This window comes from Stenomitos rutilans (genome assembly GCF_059505485.1).
The window spans coordinates 1-17789 of record NZ_JCACKR010000100.1 but is presented as its reverse complement, the minus strand read 5'-3'; the positions used below and the strand labels follow the sequence as shown (position 1 = coordinate 17789).

The 17789-nt window shown below is 50.7% G+C and carries 21 protein-coding genes; 10 read left to right on the top strand and 11 right to left on the bottom strand.

Going from position 1 to position 17789, the window contains the following annotated elements:
• Positions 1-8: 8 nt before the first annotated feature.
• The 4 genes from AC5JLP_RS19890 to AC5JLP_RS19875 form a co-directional block, all read right to left on the bottom strand.
• Complete coding sequence (locus tag AC5JLP_RS19890) at positions 9-272, bottom strand: hypothetical protein (RefSeq protein ID WP_496069682.1); 264 nt, start codon at positions 270-272, stop codon at positions 9-11.
• Positions 273-406: 134 nt separating this feature from the next.
• Positions 407-622, bottom strand: coding sequence for a hypothetical protein (locus AC5JLP_RS19885; protein ID WP_496069681.1), 216 nt, complete (start codon positions 620-622; stop codon positions 407-409).
• 75 nt (positions 623-697) lie between these two features.
• Positions 698-1585 carry a phytanoyl-CoA dioxygenase family protein gene (locus AC5JLP_RS19880; RefSeq protein ID WP_496069680.1) on the bottom strand — a complete coding sequence of 296 codons (888 nt, stop codon included), beginning with the start codon at positions 1583-1585 and terminating at the stop codon, positions 698-700.
• Between the two features lie 114 nt (positions 1586-1699).
• Complete coding sequence (locus tag AC5JLP_RS19875; protein WP_496069679.1) at positions 1700-2599, bottom strand: phytanoyl-CoA dioxygenase family protein; 900 nt, start codon at positions 2597-2599, stop codon at positions 1700-1702.
• Between the two features lie 329 nt (positions 2600-2928).
• Between AC5JLP_RS19875 and AC5JLP_RS19870 the strand changes: the two genes are divergently transcribed.
• Positions 2929-3678 (top strand): type 1 glutamine amidotransferase, encoded by a 750-nt coding sequence (locus AC5JLP_RS19870; RefSeq protein WP_496069678.1) that lies wholly within the window; start codon positions 2929-2931, stop codon positions 3676-3678.
• Positions 3679-3757: 79 nt separating this feature from the next.
• Here AC5JLP_RS19870 and AC5JLP_RS19865 read toward each other — a convergent pair whose 3' ends face one another.
• The gene (locus AC5JLP_RS19865) at positions 3758-4675 is read right to left on the bottom strand and encodes a histone deacetylase family protein (RefSeq protein WP_496069677.1); all 918 of its coding nucleotides are present in this window, start codon (positions 4673-4675) and stop codon (positions 3758-3760) included.
• Positions 4676-4899: 224 nt separating this feature from the next.
• Positions 4900-5379, bottom strand: a complete 480-nt coding sequence (locus tag AC5JLP_RS19860; RefSeq protein ID WP_496069676.1) for an MEKHLA domain-containing protein — start codon at positions 5377-5379, stop codon at positions 4900-4902.
• 128 nt (positions 5380-5507) lie between these two features.
• Here AC5JLP_RS19860 and AC5JLP_RS19855 point away from each other — a divergent pair, with 128 nt between their 5' ends.
• Both AC5JLP_RS19855 and AC5JLP_RS19850 read left to right on the top strand, forming a co-directional pair.
• Positions 5508-6392 (top strand): alpha/beta fold hydrolase, encoded by an 885-nt coding sequence (locus tag AC5JLP_RS19855; protein ID WP_496069675.1) that lies wholly within the window; start codon positions 5508-5510, stop codon positions 6390-6392.
• Between the two features lie 5 nt (positions 6393-6397).
• Positions 6398-7132, top strand: a complete 735-nt coding sequence (locus AC5JLP_RS19850; protein ID WP_496069674.1) for a 4'-phosphopantetheinyl transferase family protein — start codon at positions 6398-6400, stop codon at positions 7130-7132.
• A 27-nt stretch (positions 7133-7159) separates the two neighbouring features.
• On the opposite strand, the gene AC5JLP_RS19845 is transcribed toward AC5JLP_RS19850, so the two are convergent.
• Entirely contained in the window at positions 7160-8455 is a 1296-nt protein-coding gene (locus AC5JLP_RS19845; RefSeq protein ID WP_496069673.1) for a glycosyltransferase family 4 protein, read from the bottom strand.
• Positions 8456-9561: 1106 nt separating this feature from the next.
• Here AC5JLP_RS19845 and AC5JLP_RS19840 point away from each other — a divergent pair.
• Entirely contained in the window at positions 9562-11073 is a 1512-nt protein-coding gene (locus AC5JLP_RS19840; protein WP_496069672.1) for a UbiD family decarboxylase, read from the top strand.
• 9 nt (positions 11074-11082) lie between these two features.
• Here the strand turns inward: AC5JLP_RS19840 and AC5JLP_RS19835 are convergent, their stop codons facing one another.
• Entirely contained in the window at positions 11083-11328 is a 246-nt protein-coding gene (locus AC5JLP_RS19835) for a hypothetical protein (RefSeq protein WP_496069671.1), read from the bottom strand.
• A 132-nt stretch (positions 11329-11460) separates the two neighbouring features.
• Here AC5JLP_RS19835 and AC5JLP_RS19830 point away from each other — a divergent pair, with 132 nt between their 5' ends.
• Genes AC5JLP_RS19830 through AC5JLP_RS19820 form a run of 3 tightly spaced genes read left to right on the top strand, consistent with a single transcriptional unit; the run spans position 11461 to position 12833 of the window.
• Entirely contained in the window at positions 11461-12138 is a 678-nt protein-coding gene (locus tag AC5JLP_RS19830; RefSeq protein ID WP_496069670.1) for a pentapeptide repeat-containing protein, read from the top strand.
• A gap of 27 nt (positions 12139-12165) precedes the next feature.
• Entirely contained in the window at positions 12166-12720 is a 555-nt protein-coding gene (locus AC5JLP_RS19825; protein ID WP_496069669.1) for a pentapeptide repeat-containing protein, read from the top strand.
• The gene (locus tag AC5JLP_RS19820) at positions 12675-12833 is read left to right on the top strand and encodes a pentapeptide repeat-containing protein (RefSeq protein WP_496069708.1); all 159 of its coding nucleotides are present in this window, start codon (positions 12675-12677) and stop codon (positions 12831-12833) included. The genes AC5JLP_RS19825 and AC5JLP_RS19820 overlap by 46 nt, the downstream gene beginning before the upstream one ends.
• Before the next feature lie 81 nt (positions 12834-12914).
• Here the strand turns inward: AC5JLP_RS19820 and AC5JLP_RS19815 are convergent, their stop codons facing one another.
• Positions 12915-13172: a Precorrin-3B methylase gene (locus tag AC5JLP_RS19815; protein ID WP_496069668.1), complete on the bottom strand. Its 258-nt coding sequence runs from the start codon at positions 13170-13172 to the stop codon at positions 12915-12917.
• Between the two features lie 162 nt (positions 13173-13334).
• Between AC5JLP_RS19815 and arfB the strand changes: the two genes are divergently transcribed.
• Positions 13335-13751, top strand: a complete 417-nt coding sequence (gene arfB / locus AC5JLP_RS19810; RefSeq protein WP_496069667.1) for an alternative ribosome rescue aminoacyl-tRNA hydrolase ArfB — start codon at positions 13335-13337, stop codon at positions 13749-13751.
• A gap of 60 nt (positions 13752-13811) precedes the next feature.
• On the opposite strand, the gene AC5JLP_RS19805 is transcribed toward arfB, so the two are convergent.
• Entirely contained in the window at positions 13812-14060 is a 249-nt protein-coding gene (locus AC5JLP_RS19805) for a Ycf34 family protein (RefSeq protein WP_496069666.1), read from the bottom strand.
• Between the two features lie 306 nt (positions 14061-14366).
• Here AC5JLP_RS19805 and AC5JLP_RS19800 point away from each other — a divergent pair, with 306 nt between their 5' ends.
• Complete coding sequence (locus tag AC5JLP_RS19800; RefSeq protein ID WP_496069665.1) at positions 14367-15761, top strand: tRNA nucleotidyltransferase/poly(A) polymerase-related protein; 1395 nt, start codon at positions 14367-14369, stop codon at positions 15759-15761.
• 241 nt (positions 15762-16002) lie between these two features.
• Positions 16003-16185 carry a hypothetical protein gene (locus tag AC5JLP_RS19795; RefSeq protein ID WP_496069664.1) on the top strand — a complete coding sequence of 61 codons (183 nt, stop codon included), beginning with the start codon at positions 16003-16005 and terminating at the stop codon, positions 16183-16185.
• Between the two features lie 209 nt (positions 16186-16394).
• Here the strand turns inward: AC5JLP_RS19795 and AC5JLP_RS19790 are convergent, their stop codons facing one another.
• Entirely contained in the window at positions 16395-17471 is a 1077-nt protein-coding gene (locus AC5JLP_RS19790; RefSeq protein WP_496069663.1) for an NAD(P)/FAD-dependent oxidoreductase, read from the bottom strand.
• Positions 17472-17789 lie beyond the last annotated feature (318 nt).

Below are 17789 nucleotides of genomic sequence, written 5' to 3'. Positions count from 1 at the left end.
ACCTGCCTTTACGGTGCTTCTTTCTGATGAATTAACTGCTCAATCATTTGCTGCTGAAGCCCTGCTGTTTCAGCCTGCTTTTGAGTCGTTGCTTTCAGTTCAGCCAGCTCCATTCTGAATTCAGTATTAGACTCTATCAGTTGCCCCATCCCTGAGGCCAGTCCTTCAATGCTTTCACGCTGATGCACTGACGCTCTGACTAGCTCACCTGCAATAACTACTAATTGAGCAAGCCGCTCATCAATCGTTTCTAGTCGTGATTCAATAGTCATGCCGCGATCGTGCTATCAACGTTTACTGGCTGCTGATTATATCAGATGTATCGAGATCAGGACGATCTACATCCTCATACCAATTTGAATTGAAAATGCGACACATCCTGTAGGGGCAAGGCATTGCCTTGCCCCTACCCAACGATTGATCTGTAGCCGTCATTCTTTAAATCGGTATGCACAGTCATGGCGTCCGATGTCATCGGCTGCGCGATTTGCTCGGAAGACATGGGCGAAAAGGGCAATCGGTTGGCGGCATCTTTTTTACGGGCTTGGTCTTGTGTGTTCTTGAGGCGATACCCCATGCGATTGAGCCTTTCACCGATAGTTTGACGAGTCGGCCAACGCACTAACCCCCCTCGTTTGGCTACAAGGCTGTCTTACCTGGTCTGAAAGAAGAGGCTAGCTTGAGGGCATAGACCCAATCAGGCATTGACCAGTGCATCGTTGCAATACTCTGCAAGCATGGATGTACGATCGCCCGCCTGTGTCCAAAGGATAGGAAAAAAGCTCTCATCCATCTCCGTCTGGCCTATACGACGGTAACGGCTAAAAATGTAGCCTGGGCCTGTTCCAGCAGGGTCAAACTGAGCCTCGGCTGGCAGCGTCGTAATGGCGAAACTTCGACGGGTCTGGTCAGGGGTGATGTTTCTCCCCGAACCGTGCCACAGATTGCCATCTAGAAAAACGCAGCTCCCTGCTGGAATAGCTATCGCTAGACTTTCAGGCTGGTCAATCCCTGCTTCCTCTGCTGCCGTCCAGAGCAATTGCCGATAATCCTCTTTAGGCGCATGAAGAAAGCGAAATTGGTCGGAGCAACGCCATTGATGCGAACCAGGAACAACCTCTAATGGCGCGGCTGAAGGCGTTCCATCGCTGAGGGCAATCCAGCAGGTCACCACAGACGTGGGATTGATGCAGGCAAACGCCGTGTTGTTGCGATGGAACGATACTTCCGGCGCACCGGGCGGTTTAATCCAGCAGCTATCGGTTGCCAACCGCGCCCCGCTCCAGCCTGCCAGCGTTGCATTCAGCCGAGCCACTTCTGCTGAGAGCGAAAGGCTAGCCACCGTCCGATCGCAGCGCCACATACCGCACATCTGGCGGGTCGCCGTTGGCTGACTCAATCCGGGTCGTCCGTGCCATTCATCGGGGTAAACACCCGTCTCAAACTGAGTGGCAAAGAGCGGATCGAGCCGAGCGTCAATGCGATCGACCACCGCCAGATCCAAAAACTTCTCTAGAATCAAAAATCCGTCTTCTCGAAACTGATGGATTTGTTCGTCGCTAAGCTGAACGGGCACATGTGTCATACAGCGGTTACTGATTTGGAAGCCACAGTCCTATGAATATGAGTATGGGGTGTAGGGTGTGGGGTGGGGTGAATGCAAATGAAAACGGCTGTAATCTATCCACACCCATACGCTTTAAGCCAGCACAAGCGGAGGCTGTTCTGTCAGCGCATCCGCACAATATCCCGCTAGGAAGGGAGTGCGGTAGCCATCTTCTTGCCACACGATCGGGAAAAAGCTTTCGTCCATCGTGTCATCACCAAAGCGCTTGTAGCGTCCGGCAATGTAGCCTCCTGGCACATAAGCGCCTGTAGGCTTAAAGCGAGATTCTGCCGGAATATACGCCATTACCAGGCTGCGTCGGATAACGCCCAGCATCTGGTTCTTGCCGGAGCCGTGCCACATATGACCGTGGTGGAACGCACAACTGCCTGGTTTCATCTCTAGTTCCAGTACGTCTGGTGCTCCAACGCCCGATCGCTTAGCGGCCTGCTCCATCTCCCAGCGATAGCTGCGACTGGGTGCATGAAACTCTGGCACCGCATCCGATAGCACCCAACGGTGAGAACCCCGCACATACTCAATGGTGCTTGCTCCCCGAACCGCGTGGCTGAGCGCAATCCAGCAGGTGACTAGCTTCTGGGGGGTGTGGTAAAAGGAATACATGGAATCTTGATGGAGCGTGGTTTCGGTGGCTCCGTAGGGTTTCATCCATAAGCTGTCGCTCAAAAGACGAGAGCCGCTCCATTGCCCCAGAGCCGCCGCAATTTTGCCAACTTTAGCCGCCAGTACCACTGACGCAAAGGTACGATCGCTCTTCCAAACGTTGCTCATTTGACCCGATGCGCCCGGTAACCCCAACGATGGATTCCAGTACCACTCATCGGGATAAACGCCCGTTTCAAACTCGCCCGAAAACAGCGGTTCAACTCGCCCCACTAGATGATCGACCAGAGCTTCATCCAGCAGGTTTTCGACGATCAAAAACCCATCTTCGTGAAACTGACGCAACTGTTCTTGAGTCAAAGAAACCATTGTGTTGCCTGTGCTAATGCTTGAGCAGAACGATCGCGGGTGACCGCAAGAGAAACAAGATTAATGCTACTCTTCATTCTCTAACCCTGACAACTACAGACCCAAAACAAGGCGAAAAATCACTAGTTTTTGACAGATGATGGTAATCGTATCGGCTGCTACAGAAACGTTCTTTGATTGATTCAATCGTCTGGAAACCGTCCTCTAAATGAGGCAACACTGTGAAAATGCCCTTGAGTAACGTAGCGTTAAACTTTACCAATCTTTAACCTTACTGCATTTAATTAGCTGGATATTCTTCCGCTTCTTCTGCTAGAGCGAGATCAAAAATGGAAATAGAGACACCCAATCTTCTGGTCATTCGGCACGAAAAATGCTCTAGCCTGGGTTTGTTAGAAGCGGCTCTCAAACCTCATTCAGTTCCGTTTAAGTATCTCGATATCGCTCAAAATGAGACGTTGTTGGAACCGATCGCTCATTACTCTCACATTGTGGTCTTAGGTGGTGCCATCAGTGCCTATGAGCATCAGCAGTATCCATTCTTGTACGATGAGTTTAAGCTTTTGGAAACCGCGATCGCGCAGGGTATTCCAACATTAGGAATCTGTTTGGGGTCTCAAATTCTCGCAACTGTTTTAGGGGCAAAGGTTTATCGAGGGCAGGCTGGACGAGAAGCGGGTTGGTGTGATGTTCAGTTAACAGAGCAAGCTGCGATCGACCCATTACTTGATCGCTTTCCACAAGCGTTCAAAGTCTTTCAGTCGCACCAGGATACCTTTGATTTGCCTTCTGGCTGTGTCCATTTGGCAAAGAATGAAAAATATACCAATCAAGCCTTTCGCTATCAAAACCATGTATGGGCTATTCAGTTTCACCTCGAAATTGATGAACATGTTTTAGAAGATTGTTCTGCGGTAATTGAGCAGGAGTTGAAGGATAGTGAAATTCAACATACAAACTTAACTCAACTTTTGAATGAAGCAAGATTTCATTCTCCTTCTGTAGCGCCTTTAGCGAATCAATTTATGCATCAGTTTCTTTGGAGGCAAGAGGGCAAAGTGCTGAGTGCTGAGTGCTGAGTGCTGAGTGCAATTGCTTCCACCTGCTGAACGTCTCTTTTGGCTTTTGCACATTTGGCAGTTTCTACAAACGAAGCCCTTACAGTCGATATTGACGATAGACTTCACCCGCAGCACGATGAACCAGGGAGTGACGGTAGACGAGTGCTTGCATATCGTCTGCATAGCCGCCGCCAATGACACAGGCGATCGCGTATCCCGCTGAAACACAGGTGCTAAGAACCTGCATCTCGCGGCGAAACAGTCCTGTATCGGTGAGGCACAGCTTACCCAGACGATCGCTTAGGTGTGGATCAACGCCCGCGTCGTAGAGCACTAAATCTGGCTTGAACTGATGCAATAAGTCGGGTAAGTAACTTGCCAATGTTTGCAGGTACGCGTCATCTTCCATCCCTTGTGGCAGGGGTACATCCAAGTCACTTTGCTGCTTGGTGCCTGGGAAATTGACCTCACAGTGCATGGAAAACGTGAATACATCCGGGTTGTCTTGAAAAATAAACGCGGTACCGTCTCCTTGGTGCACATCCAAATCGACGATCAGAACGGTTTTGACCAGTGCCAGGTTTTGTAAAACACGAGCCGCGATCGCCAGATCATTGAAAATACAAAAGCCCGATCCATAGTTGGGAAACGCATGGTGTGTGCCGCCTGCCGTATTGGACGCTAACCCATGCTGCAACGCTAGCTTTGCCGTAAGGATGCTACCACCTACCGCAACACACGTCCGATTAACCAACGCCGGACTCCACGGCAGCCCAATGCGTCGCTGCGCTTTTGCATCCAGCGTACCCTCACAATATGCCTGCACGTACTCTGGTGTATGCACCAACTCCAGCCATTCCTGCGGCGATCGCTCCGGCACATGAACCTGCGTTGCATCCACCACCCCATCACTCAGCAGCTTTTCATAGAGCAACCGGAATTTTGACATGGGAAACCGATGCCCTTCTGGCAACGGTGCAACGTAATCTGGGTGGTAGACGATCGGTAGGGGCATGGAGGCGGAAGGGGGCAGGGGAGGCGGGGCAGCAGGGGTAGCAGGGAGAGTTTTGAGTTTTGAGTAGTGCTCTGCGCTGACAATCTAGAGAGTTTTGAGTTGGAAAAGAGACTTTAGGAGTCATGTGAAGCGGTCAGCTAACCCTGCGGGAAGCAAGCTACAGTGGTCAGCCGTCAGCCTTTTTCTAAAAACTAAAAACCAACAACTTCTTTAGCCTTCATCCCTCATCCCTCATCCTCTTCCAAAAACTTCCATCGCTCGAACATCGCCGCTTGTCCGCATCGCTGGTTGTGCTCATCCAGTACGTCCCAAATGATTACATCCTGAATCCAGAAGCGTTGTCCGGTGCTGGAAATGCGGATGCCTTTGTAGTCGTTGATATAGCCCTGGGTTTTGGCTTGAGCGAGGAGACGATCGCGCTCCTCTCGCTCGATCAGTTCTGCAGTGAGGCGCGAGGGCGTTTGGGTGAACTGTGTCCAGTCCATTTGCCACAGTTTCAGCGCTTGATGGTTGCCGTAGTTCAAGATGGGATCGAGTTCTGTGCCATGAGAGACGAGGACGAATGGTGCGTGAAAGAGGGCATGGGCGATCGTTGTAGGGGCATCGTCTACGGTTAATAGAGGGCGATCGAGCCAATGCTGAAAGCTACGGTACAACCGCTGACTGTGTTGCATCACCATCGATTGCTGCCAGGGATGTACCATGCTTGCTACGGTTTGTAGGATTATTCTGTAGGGCTATCCGTATGCGGCTGACTGGTTTAGACGCTTACAGAAGGAAACCTACAGAATACTATGATAAAAGTGTTGCAAATTCTTCATAAAACGCTGTGGTGACTCAACAACTAACCTTCGCACCGCTGGAAAAGCTGACCTGGAGTTGGCGCGGCTACTCCATTGCATACACTGTTGCGGGCACGGGCCAGCCGTTACTCTTAGTGCATGGGTTTGGTGCGTCTTTCGGGCATTGGCGGCAGAATATTCCCGTGCTGGCAGCAGGGGGCTATCGGGTGTTTGCGATCGACCTGCTGGGCTTTGGGGGGTCGGCAAAACCGGCACTAGATTACAGCCTGGAACTATGGCAGGACTTGTTGAAGGATTTTTGGAGCGCACACATTCAGCAACCGACGGTCTTTGTTGGGAATTCGATCGGTGGGTTGCTGTGCTTGATGATGCTGGCGAACCATCCTGAAACGGCTGCTGGGGGTGTGTTGCTCAATTGTGCGGGAGGCATGAGCCATCGTCCTGATGAGTTGAACCCACCATTGCGGCTGGTAATGGCAGCGTTTACTGCGCTGGTGCGATCACCCCGTTTAGGTGGCTTTGTCTTCAACCAGATTCGCCAAAAGCATCGCATTCGTCGCACACTGTCTCAGGTCTACCGCAATCGAGAGGCCATTACAGATGAGTTGGTAGACCTGCTGTATGCGCCTTCTTGCGATGAGGGTGCCCAAAAAGTTTTTGCCTCTGTGCTGACTGCGCCACCTGGCCCCAGCCCATCAGAATTGCTGCCTCGCGTGAGTCAACCGCTACTCGTACTCTGGGGTGCTGCCGATCCCTGGACACCGATCGCGGGTGCATCGATTTATCAGGAATTTGCCCAAACTCATTCGCTCACGTTTGTGTCGATTCCCGATACGGGGCACTGTCCCCACGACGATCGTCCCGAAATCGTCAATCCTCTGATTCTAGATTGGCTCAAAGAAACTGGGGTTTAGAGCGCGTGTCCGAGAGCTTAGCAACCCGATCGCTAGCCGAAATCGAGATCCATATCTGGCAGGCGAGTCTTGCCGTTTCGTCTGATGAACGTGAGCAATTTGTCCAAACGCTGTCAGTCGATGAGCAGAGGCGCGCAAGTCGCTTTCGGTTTGCGCGGGATGCTCACCGTTTTATTGTCAGTCGGGGCATTCTGCGTGCGCTATTGGGACGTTATCTCCAAACACCGCCAGATCAGATTCAGTTTTGTTACAGCGATCGCGGTAAGCCATCTTTAGCCTATCCATCATCAGCCCCTGAACTGGCCTTCAATTTGTCTCATTCAGACGATTTGATGGTCTGTGCGATCGCGCGCGGGTGCTCTGTTGGCATTGATTTAGAAGCGATTCGTCCGGTTGCTAATCTTGCCGACCTAACGCAGCGCTTCTTTTCACCACGAGAACATGCGGTGATTCACGCTCTACCAGACGATCTGCGGTTGCGATCGTTCTTTCAGCATTGGACGTGCAAAGAAGCACTACTGAAAGCTACTGGAGACGGACTCATGAGCCTGAGCACGATCGAAGTTTGCATTAAGGATGACAAAGCAACGCTGATGCAATGGAGCCGCGCGCCTCAGCCAGCCGCCCTATGGCTACTACAGCTCTTTACACCAGCACCCAGTTGTGTCGCCGCGATCGCAGCCGATTCTCTAGATCAATCAATCACCTTTTGGCAATGGGAACGTGATTTCAGCCCCTAAGTGCAGCCTCGCTCCAATGAACGGACCTTACGCACTCACTGGGGTCAATGCTTTGGCAGCTTCTTCCTGAGAGGCTGCTTCAGATGACTCCTCAAGCAGCGTTTCATACAATTGTCCCAGTTGAGTTGCCACACCATCCCAGCTAAAGGTTGCTTCAACCCGCTTTCTCGCAGCCTGCCCCAACTGGTTCCGCCAAGCTGGATTGAGCAAAATGCGATCGATCGCCGCTGCAAAGGCTGCATCATCTTTGGGGGGAGCCAGTAACCCGGTCTCTTCAGGCACGACGGTGAATTGCAACCCGCCAACATCGCTGCCTACAACAGGCGTACCACAGGCCATCGCTTCGATCGTCACTAAACCAAAGGGTTCATAATGGCTGGGCACTACTGAAACATCGGCGGCGGCGTAGTAGGTAGGCAGTTCCTCCTGGGTCAGGCGACCGGGAAAGTGGGTCACGTCTGTCAACCCCAGGTCTGCCACGATGCTTTCGATGCGATCGCGCTCATCGCCATCGCTATGTCCGGGACGGCTACCCCCCCCAATGATCAACCGTACCTTCTCAGTGGCGCGCGCCTCGCAACGGTGGATTGCCCGTACAAGAGTTTCAATGCCTTTGCGAGGGTCAAAGCGTCCCACGTACAGCACCACTTTCTCACCGGGTGCAATGCCCAACCGTTGCCGTGCTTCAGCTTGCGTCACCGTACCAAAGTGATCGATGCGCGTACCGCAGGGAATGATATCGATATTGCCACGAGTTGAAACCAGCGATCGCATATGGTCATGCTCTTGAGGGCTGGTGGCTACTACCCGATCCACCTTTTCCAGGCACGTCTTCTCGACCCCAAGGCGGGTTTTAGCAATGAGTGGAATGGTTGAAACGGCTTTATACTTCACCGCTCCCAGAGAGTGATAGGTATGAGTTTGCGGGACGGCAAGCTTTTTACTTAACTCCATGCCAACCCAGGAAGACAGCCAATAGTTGCTGTGAATGAGACAGTAAGGTGTTTCTAACTGCTTTTGAAACTGCAAAAACGCCTGTACAAACTCTGGTAAAAACTCAAAGATTTCATCACGTGGAATGAATGTCTGTGTGCCTGCTGTTAAGCGAATGGTGCGGCAATGGGGCGTGTGCTGAACGATCGCCTCTTGATCGGGGTTAACACGGCGGGTAAACATATCAACCTGCCAACCCTGGTGCGAAAGAGCCTCGCCGACATGGCGGACATAAACGTTTTGCCCTCCAGCTTCTTCTTTACCAAATTCAATGGCCGGGTCACCATGAACGGAGATCAGAGCAATACGTTTTCGATTGGAAAGAATCATAGCGTTGTGAGTTTCGGTTCTACTAGCGTTGACAGTTACCAAGCGTGACGAATGCCAGGTTAGCGAGCTTAAAAAGCACAAATTGCTTTCGTTCCACGACTGCAAACAAACATCAATTTAGATGAATAGTGGCGCTGTAACATCGTTCTAAGGAAAGAAGGTGACAATCAAAGGGGGGATTTGGCTTGCTCGATCGATGTGTATAGATCTGAACGTTGTCTGCCGCTAAGGCTTGGCTCCCCTTTCATTCAGGCAAGATCAGCAAGCTTTCCGAAGAATGACTAAGACTTCTACTTGATCGGATGAAAGCTTATTCAATCCATCTTTGTAAGAGTTAATTGCAGCATTTCATAAACCTAAATAAGGCTTTTTTGAAACAATTACTATTAGCCCTAGATTGTGCCTTACAGCATTTCAGGAAGCTTTACTTTACCGAATCAATAATGCTTAAAAAAGTTTAAAAGGCTACAGAAAATTAATCGTCATAATGCAGACCTTTTTATTTATTTCATTAAAACTTTACCATAGCTTTGCAATGAAAGCACTTTGAACATTGTGAGGAACAATATCTAAAAGAGCGCAGGATTGTATCATTTGTATGCTCTCTAGCTGCACGCCAACTACGTAGTCAAAACGCTACTTCACGAAACTTAAGCGACTGTTTGTGTCTTACAAAGCTTTTACACAGAGAAAATTACTGATGCAGTGATTTAAACACGTAACATGTTTGTAACAAATGCAACTAAAGGCCATTTGTGTATCACATCAGTAAAAACTAAGTCAGGCGTATGAATAATAATTTTTTCTTATTTGGATTCTTGTTTCACGGCGCACAGCCGTTTTCTTTTGCCTCCATCAATTCAATCCACTGTGGCTGTCCTAAACAACTCATGCCGTGGTCCGATGCCTATACCTGCTCCCGTCTTTGCAAGCCTATGGCTTAGCGTCTCAAAAGAGCGCTGTTATAGCACGGCAGCGATCGACCACATAGTTGGCTTAGGCGTCCAGGTCAGCTACCGGGCAGAGGGCGATCGGCTTAGCGACGAATCCGTCCGAAGCGTAGACTCTCGCTTCATAATGAGGAAGATGCTTTACATGGCTTCATCATGGCGAGAGATTTGCGTGGGTTTATCAGACAGCTAGAGCAACGGGGGCAACTGCGGCGGATTACAGCGCTGGTTGATCCAGACCTGGAAATTGCCGAAATTGCTCAGCGGTTGCTAGAGAAGGGTGGCCCAGCGCTGCTGTTTGAGAATGTTAAGGGGTCGCCCTATCCTGTGGCCGTAAATGTGATGGGCACCGTAGAGCGTGTGTGTTGGGCCATGAACATGGAAACGCCTGCTGAGCTAGAGGCACTAGGGAAGAAACTGGCATTGCTGTATCAACCCAGACCCCCAAAAACGGTGCCGCAGGCGATCGCGCTTGGGCAAGCTCTCTTTGATGTCCTCAAAGCCAAACCGAGTCGAGATCTGCTGCCGCCTTGTCATCAGGTCATATTGAAAGGTGAGGACGTTGATCTGACTCGATTGCCGCTGTTGAAGGTGTATCCGGAGGATGCCAACAAAGTGGTGACGCTGGGGTTGATGATCACGAAGGATTGCGAAAACAAAACGATTAACGTGGGTGTGTATCGCTTGCAGTTGCAGTCTAAAAACACGATGACGGTGCAGTGGCTATCGGTACGGGGAGCCACGCGCCACCTTCGTAAAGCGGCTGAACGGGGGCAAAAGCTGGAAGTGGCGATCGCTCTTGGCGTTGATCCCCTCTTGATTATGGCGGCGGCGACTCCCTTACCGATCGACCTGTCAGAATGGCTGTTTGCGGGGCTATATGCAGGTGAAGGGGTCCATCTCGCCAAGTGCAAAACGGTAGATTTACAAGTGCCTGCTGACTCGGAAATCGTCCTCGAAGGGACAATTACTCCGGGTGAAACGGCTGTGGATGGCCCCGCTGGTGATCACATGGGCTTTTATGGTGGCGTGAATGAAGCTGCACCACTCATTCGATTCCACTGCATGACCCATCGCAAAGACCCGATCTACCTCACTACCTTCAGCGGTCGTCCACCCAAGGAAGACGCGATGATGGCACTGGCGCTAAACCGCATTTACACACCCATCTTGCGGCAGCAAGTGCCCGAAATTGTGGATTTCTTTTTGCCAATGGAAACGCTGAGCTATAAAACCGCGATTCTGGCGATCGACAAAGCCTATCCGGGTCATGCTCGTCGGGCTGCGCTTGCCTTCTGGAGCGCGTTGCCCCAATTCACGTATACCAAGTTTGTCGTTGTGGTAGATAAGGATATCAACATCCGCGATCCGCGTGCCGTGGTTTGGGCGATCGCGTCCAAAGTCGATCCTGCCCGCGATGTCTTTATCCTGCCCGAAACGCCGTTCGACTCGCTGGATTTTGCCACCGAAAAGTCTGGTCTGGGCGGACGCATGGGCATTGATGCCACGACCAAGATTCCACCCGAAACCGATCGCGTCTGGAACACGCCCCTAGAATCTGATCCAGAAGTGGCGGCAATGGTCGATCGGCGCTGGGCAGAATATGGGTTGACAGACCTGAATTTAGGCGAAGTCAACCCAAATCTGTTTGGCTACGATATGCGCTAGTGGAATCTGTCAGTGTCCTGAGAGGTTGGCTTTAACAGTTTGGCTGTTGTGGGATTCTTCGGCACCGGGACGATCGTCAACTTTTGAATCGACAACATCGACCTGCTCAGCCTCAGGGTGCTCTTCGTTAATGTCGTTATCAACGCCATGAGGATAGCGATCGAGAATTGAGTCCTCTACTGCGGCGGCTTTAAGCTCGGTTGGATTCGGTGTCTGAAAAACGGGTTTATCTTTTTGTGAATGATCTGAAGTCATAACGTGTACCATCCATCGAAATTCTCCAATACCTTTAAGTGTTAAATGGTTTTTGTTGGGCTACGTCAGTCTAGAGAGATAAGGACATGGGGCACACTTTAGCAGTGCCAAAGCCGAACAGGATATAACCCAATGAAACGCATGTTTTGGCTGGTAGCTGCTTTACTGTTTGCTTGTACCGCAGGCTGTACCTGTACAACAGACCATCAGTATAATTACGAGCACCTCCAGCGCTTGCTCACTACCAAGAAATGTCAGGGCTGCGATCTTTGGCACGCAGACCTTGCTGGGATGAATTTAGCTAAAGCAAACTTGCGGAATGCAGAGTTAGTCGGTGCAAGGCTATCCACTGCTGATTTACGCGGTGCGGATCTCAGTGGTGCAAAATTTGTGTTTTATGACAGTGGTAATAGTATCTATAGCTCTTGTCCTGGTCTAGACGTGAGAGCTTCCTTAGCTGGAACAAAATTGAGCTATGCAAAATTAGAGGGTGCTAATTTATCAGAAGTCGATATGAGTCGTGCCATCCTCGATCATGCCGTCTTAAAAGGAGCAGATATGGGTCGTGCGGCGTTGGGGGCTGCAAAGCTCAACTCAGCCGATCTAAGGCGCGTGAACTTGCGTTCCGCTGCCCTGAACGGAGCCAATCTACAAGGAGCCGATCTTAGAGAGGCAAATTTAATCACTGCGGAACTTTATCAAGCTGATTTGAGTGGAGCAAATTTAGCAGGAGCGAAGTTAGATGGAGCAGTCCTCTACAAAACCAATTTCACTGGAACAATCATGCCAGACGGCAAGCGCCATCAGTAGAGATTTTTTAAGTTGCTGTCTAAAACAATGAAACTCAAGCTTTTGCTGACGACTGCTTTACTGTTCGCTTGTATCACAGGCTGTAGTGAGGACTGTAAAACAGACCACCAGTATAATCCCGATCACCTCAAACGGTTGCTTACCACTAAGGAATGTGACGGCTGCGATCTTTGGCACGCAGACCTGACTGGAATAGATCTAGCTAAAGCGAACTTGCGGAACGCAGATCTAGTCGGGGCCAAGCTATACACTACCAATCTACGTGAAGCGGATCTAAGTGGAGCTAAGTTTCAGGTATTTAGGAGTGGTAATAGTATCTATAATTCTTGTTCTTATCTAAAGGTTGAAGCTTACTTAGCGAGAGCAAACTTGAGTAGGGTAAAGTTAGCACGTGCAGATTTATCAGGAATAGATATGGGCAGTACTATTCTTGATCATGCAGTCTTGAGAGAAGCAAAAATGTCTGGTGTGAGGTTAGATTACGCCCAGCTTAATTCAACTGATCTAAAGCTTGCCCAGCTTATGGGGCAACATTCATTGAGGCAAATCTACAAGGAGCTGATCTCGGAGGTACAAATTTGAGTGGTGCAAAGTTTAATAAAGCAAATTTGCGTGGGGCAGATTTATCAGGTGCTAACTTAGACAGAGCTGATTTTGATGGAGCAATCATGCCAGATGGCAAGCGGCATAAGTAGAGGAACGTTTTCTAGTTGCTTCTCACCATCGCCAGTTTTGCTCTCCTAGCCCTCATGGTTTGAGGAGGTGGCTTGGATGTCTTAGCTTCCAGGTGGCGTGCGATATGCGCCAAAATATTTTTCACTGCGGTAGCGCAACCAAACGCGCAGAGCCTGTGGAATCTGGTCTTTCTGTTCTTTGGTCAGGGTGTTGTAGAGTGCCAGTGCTTGATCGCGTTCCCCTCGACACGCCGCATTGTTGTGAGCATCCCAGTAGCTACGAGCCACACGAATGCGCCGACAGACTTCTTTGACTGACGCGGCTCCTGTAAGTGGTGGTTCTGGTTTCTGCTTTGCCATTATTTTGGATTAAGGCTTACTGTTGCGATCGTACCGTGTCTCTTCACGCGATCGCCTGCCAAACCACCAAAACTGCCGACTGGTAGAGCCAGCAAGCGATCAACTGCTTTATGCTAAAAGCATATCCACTGAAACGACGATCGCCCCTCTCCCGCCAAGATCATGCTACAGATTTCCAACACCGTGAGCATTCCAGAGCATGAGATCGAACTCAGTGCCATTCGCTCTCAAGGGGCTGGGGGACAAAATGTGAATAAAGTTGCAACGGCAATTCACTTGCGTTTTGATGTGGTGCATTCTTCGCTGCCCGATCGCTACAAAGAGCGGATCTTAAAGCTTACCGATCAGCGTTTGACCAAAGATGGCGTGATTGTGCTTAAAGCTCAGGAGCATCGTAGCCAGGAGCAAAATCGGGAAGACGCGTTGAAGCGGTTGCAGGAGATGATTAGAGGGGCGATCGTCTTACCCAAACCGCGCAAAGCCAGTAAACCATCCCGTAGCTCTCAGCGCAAGCGTCTCGACAGCAAGACGAAGCGAGGGCAAATCAAACTCTTGCGCGGCAACGTTGACGATTTGTAGAGACGTTACAGGCGCATTCGTAGGGACGTTACATGTAACGTCCCTACTGCAACCGATCGCTCATGTTGGCACCAATTCACCTGGACGCAGTTTTGACCACTTGCCTTTTTCTTCAACAAAGCTCAAGCAGCCAACCACATCCCATTCCATCTCAATAATCTCGCCTTGATGACGAATATTGACATTGACAGTGGGTTCTGTCGCTTCAAAATCTGGAGTTTCAGTTAAATGTGGCTGTTGGTGTTGATGTTCGACTGCATTGTAGGTGGTGCAGCGATCGACGTAGTGGCAGTTAATGCAAATACACATGGCTTAAATTTCTCGCATCGAAGCGTGAACATTCAGAATGTCAGATGCTTTTCTGTTACTCTAGCTCAGACGCACTCATCATGCAGCGGCTACCAGGTTGATTTTCGTTGCGATCATTCCTGTCGGATGGTGCAGAGAAGGACTGGCAACGTTAGGCTTTGGTAAGTGAGTGCAGGCGCGTATTGATTTAGTGCTGGAGTGTCTAGCACCAGTTGGGTTAGCGCCAAATTGTAGTGTCAGTGATGGTTAGGTTGGACGGGCTTGAATCAGCGTTTAGATTTGAAGTATCAATTGAGTGTTCCAGCAGTGTCTTCTGCACTCTCTCCCAAAACATGGCCGTTTAGCCTGGATTGGTTGCCACACTCGGCGTGTTTGGTGGGTGGCACTGTGCGGGATGCGCTATTGGAGCGAGAAAGTGAATATCTCGATCTCGATTTTGTCATGCCTGTAGGTGCGGTTGAGACGGCGCAGGCGATCGCACGTCACCACAAGGCAGGGTTTGTACTGCTGGATGCCGAACGTCAGATCGCGCGGGTTGTCTTTGAGCAGGGCACAGCAGACTTCGCACAGCAGGTGGGATCAACGCTGGAAGCCGATTTAGAGCGACGGGATTTTACGGTGAACGCGATCGCCTACAATCCTCACACCGATCAACTTCTCGATCCACTGCATGGGTATGCCGACTTGCAGAAACATCAGTTGCGTATGGTTTCGCCTGAAAACTTGCGAGAAGATCCGCTGCGATTACTACGAGCCTATCGACAGGCGGCGCAGCTTGGCTTTACGGTCGAGGCCGAGACGCGATCGGTCATCCGCACCTTGGCACCGCTCTTGCAGCGAATTGCGGCTGAACGCGTGCAGTCAGAACTCAACTATCTGCTTAGTTCCACCAGAGGCACAACCTGGCTCACGATGGCATGGCAGGATGCACTCCTGGATGATTGGTTTCCCGCTGCGACGGCCCAAAGTCTGGCGTTAGTGGCGGCGATCGACCATACAGCAGGCATGCTACAAGAAACCATCCCTGCCTTTGCCTGGGAATTGTTCAGCCGCATTCGGAATCTTCCCAAAAATCAGCGCCCCAAACCCTGCAATAGCTCCGATAGTGAGCGATCGTCTCCCCCAAAGCCAGAGCTAACAGTAACTGGCTCAACTCGCACTTGGCTTACAACTGCCAAATTGGCGAGTTTATTGCCCGTCAACGTTGCTCAAGCTGAGCTGCAACTGAAGCGGCTCAAGTACAGCCGCACGGAAGTTCAAGCCGTTAGCACGATTTTGAGGAGCTTGCCACAACTTTGTCTGACTGAACCGCTAGATGTCGCCAGTGCTGATGGTGTCAGCAGCGCTACCTGGAACCTGAAACCCTTCACCCACCTGGAGCGTTCCTTGCGAGAACAGTACGAATTCTTTCAAAGTGCAGGTGCGACATTTCCTGCAACCGCTCTGCTTGCGATCGCGCTAGGTACTCCTGTGGAGGCGATCGCGCCGCTCATCCACCGCTTTCTCACGCCTGACGATCCCGTTGCCCATGCTAGTTCCTTACTAACGGGGCAAGACCTGATGACAGCATTGAAGCTACCTGCTGGACCACGTATCGGGCGTTTACTGTCAGCAATCCAACTAGCTAGAGCTGAAGCAAAAATTACGACTCCGGCTGAAGCACTGCAACTGGCAGCAAAGTTGGTGGAGAGTGAGGAGTGAAGGGGCAAAGGTAAAGGGTAAAAGGCAAAGGAATGCGAGTTTTGAGTGGATGAGTGGTCGGGAGGCTGGAGTTAACGTTACTGCTTTCACAAGCCAAGCTGGTATCCATGAGAGTATGTTAAAGTGATATTCTCACTTCTTCAGGTTTTGCATCAGCGCCTCACCAGCTTAGAACACAGGCTGGGTTTTTGAGCGCTGAGGGTTCGCTGCTTACTTGTCGGCTGTTTTATAAGGGGTACACATGGCTAAACGCCGCAACCAAAAGAAAGAAAAAGCTCTCCGTAATCAGGCGTATGCACGGAAGTTTCGTAAGAAAACGAACACAGGTCGCTTTGGCAGACGACGCACAGATGGCGGCGGTCGGGATGATGCCGAGGGTGATCAAGAGGGCGCTGCTCGGACTGGTGAAGGCGCTGCCGACTAGAATCGAGACACCGACAACGCGTTTCTCCCTGAGCTGGTACAGTTTCAGGGAGTTTTCGTGCGAAGCGTTTAGTTTGAAGGCAGCAGGCAAGGGAGTTTTTAGTTTTTAGAAGGAGTCAGGAACGGCTCAGGCACTAGCAACTAACAACCAACAACTGGCGCAAAACTCTCAAGCTGATCGCTGGCCTCTAAAACGAGAGGAGAACTGTATCAAAGCGCCTGCCTGATGTACTCAGCGACAGCTAGCCCTGACAAAAAAGCCTGTTCTACTTTCATTCCACCACACCAGTCGCCTGCACAAACCAACGGTATTAGCGTTGTTGCTGCTAAATACGGTGTTGTCAAAGGTGTTTTGGCAAAGGCGTAACGCCAGCGATGTACTTGCAGCCAGTCTGGTTTGGCTAACCAGGGCACCAGCCTTTCAGCCGATCGCTTTAGCAATTGATGCCCTGCTGCTTGAAGGCCGATCGCGTCCAGATATGGCTCTGCAAAGGCAGCCGTACTTTGCACCACAAAAACAGGCTGGGGCGACGAAACCCGCTTACTGCTGTCTACCCCTAACCATGCCAGGTTGCCGTCCTTCACGAAAGTCAGCGATCGTACATTAGGATACTGACTGTCCCAATCCTGCTGGCGATCGGATAGATACCCAGCCATCACACTCAAACAGGGGTTGAATGTCACATTTTGCATCTGTTGGAGAAAAGATTCAGTCAGCCTATCTGACGGTAATGTTTGGAGCAGCGCTACTGCTTGAGGAGCTGGAATGGCTAGAACGATCGCTCTCGCTGTCAGCGTTTCTGCCGTTGTTGTCTGATCTGAATTCGTTCTCTGGGTAGCCAAGCTCCAATAGGCATCGTCAACAAGCGTTAATGATTGCACCAGGTGGCTAAAACGAATGTCTAGACCACTCGCCAGCGATTTAGCGATAGCGGTCATCCCGGCAGGCGCAACATAGCGTGGATAGCGTTCTGCTTCGGGCGACTCGCTGAGCGTACCATCAGGATTGAGTGTGTGTACTGTATCTGTCCAAACCTGGAGTATCTCTGCCGCCAGCATTGGTTCAAGCAACGCTCTAAACGCCTTTCCTTTCAGTGTGAGATAGCAGGTGCCGTGATCCGCTAACGTTTCGTGTAGCCGACGCGTGGCAATCCGTCCACCAACACCGCGCGACTTCTCCAAAATGACCACGCGATCGCCCGCCTGATGAAGTTGCTTCGCACAAGTCAGCCCAGCCATACCCGCACCAACAATGGCGACATCAAAGTCAAAAGAGGGAGTGGTCATTGCGTAAAGTGTGTTTTCGGACACTTGAACGATTATAGGAGGGAGTGGGAAATGGGGAGTGGGGAGTCGGGTAAAGGCAGAAGTGAGAGAAACTGGGGAGACAGGGGCGCAAGGGGCATGATGCTGACTTCTGATTCAAAACTTTCTCACTCCTCACTCCTCACCTCTCTCTTCAGGCGAAAACGCTGAAAACTAACCGCTGAATGCTCAGCGCAACTGAACTCAAAACTCATCACTCAAAACTTTCTTACCCCTCACGCTTTATACCAATTCCTCAAGATTAAGCTACAGATGATATAAAGTAGCTGTTGGGTTCAA

Coding starts and splice junctions, on each gene's coding strand:
- AC5JLP_RS19815 (WP_496069668.1), bottom strand. CDS start 13,172: ATGGCAAAGCAGAAACCAGAACCACCACTTACAGGAGCCGCGTCAGTC.
- AC5JLP_RS19890 (WP_496069682.1), bottom strand. CDS start 272: ATGACTATTGAATCACGACTAGAAACGATTGATGAGCGGCTTGCTCAA.
- AC5JLP_RS19795 (WP_496069664.1), top strand. CDS start 16,003: ATGGCTAAACGCCGCAACCAAAAGAAAGAAAAAGCTCTCCGTAATCAG.
- AC5JLP_RS19830 (WP_496069670.1), top strand. CDS start 11,461: ATGAAACGCATGTTTTGGCTGGTAGCTGCTTTACTGTTTGCTTGTACC.
- AC5JLP_RS19870 (WP_496069678.1), top strand. CDS start 2,929: ATGGAAATAGAGACACCCAATCTTCTGGTCATTCGGCACGAAAAATGC.
- AC5JLP_RS19865 (WP_496069677.1), bottom strand. CDS start 4,675: ATGCCCCTACCGATCGTCTACCACCCAGATTACGTTGCACCGTTGCCA.
- AC5JLP_RS19860 (WP_496069676.1), bottom strand. CDS start 5,379: ATGGTACATCCCTGGCAGCAATCGATGGTGATGCAACACAGTCAGCGG.
- AC5JLP_RS19825 (WP_496069669.1), top strand. CDS start 12,166: ATGAAACTCAAGCTTTTGCTGACGACTGCTTTACTGTTCGCTTGTATC.
- AC5JLP_RS19880 (WP_496069680.1), bottom strand. CDS start 1,585: ATGACACATGTGCCCGTTCAGCTTAGCGACGAACAAATCCATCAGTTT.
- AC5JLP_RS19790 (WP_496069663.1), bottom strand. CDS start 17,471: ATGACCACTCCCTCTTTTGACTTTGATGTCGCCATTGTTGGTGCGGGT.
- AC5JLP_RS19805 (WP_496069666.1), bottom strand. CDS start 14,060: ATGTGTATTTGCATTAACTGCCACTACGTCGATCGCTGCACCACCTAC.
- AC5JLP_RS19845 (WP_496069673.1), bottom strand. CDS start 8,455: ATGATTCTTTCCAATCGAAAACGTATTGCTCTGATCTCCGTTCATGGT.
- AC5JLP_RS19875 (WP_496069679.1), bottom strand. CDS start 2,599: ATGGTTTCTTTGACTCAAGAACAGTTGCGTCAGTTTCACGAAGATGGG.
- AC5JLP_RS19835 (WP_496069671.1), bottom strand. CDS start 11,328: ATGACTTCAGATCATTCACAAAAAGATAAACCCGTTTTTCAGACACCG.
- AC5JLP_RS19840 (WP_496069672.1), top strand. CDS start 9,562: ATGGCGAGAGATTTGCGTGGGTTTATCAGACAGCTAGAGCAACGGGGG.
- arfB (WP_496069667.1), top strand. CDS start 13,335: ATGCTACAGATTTCCAACACCGTGAGCATTCCAGAGCATGAGATCGAA.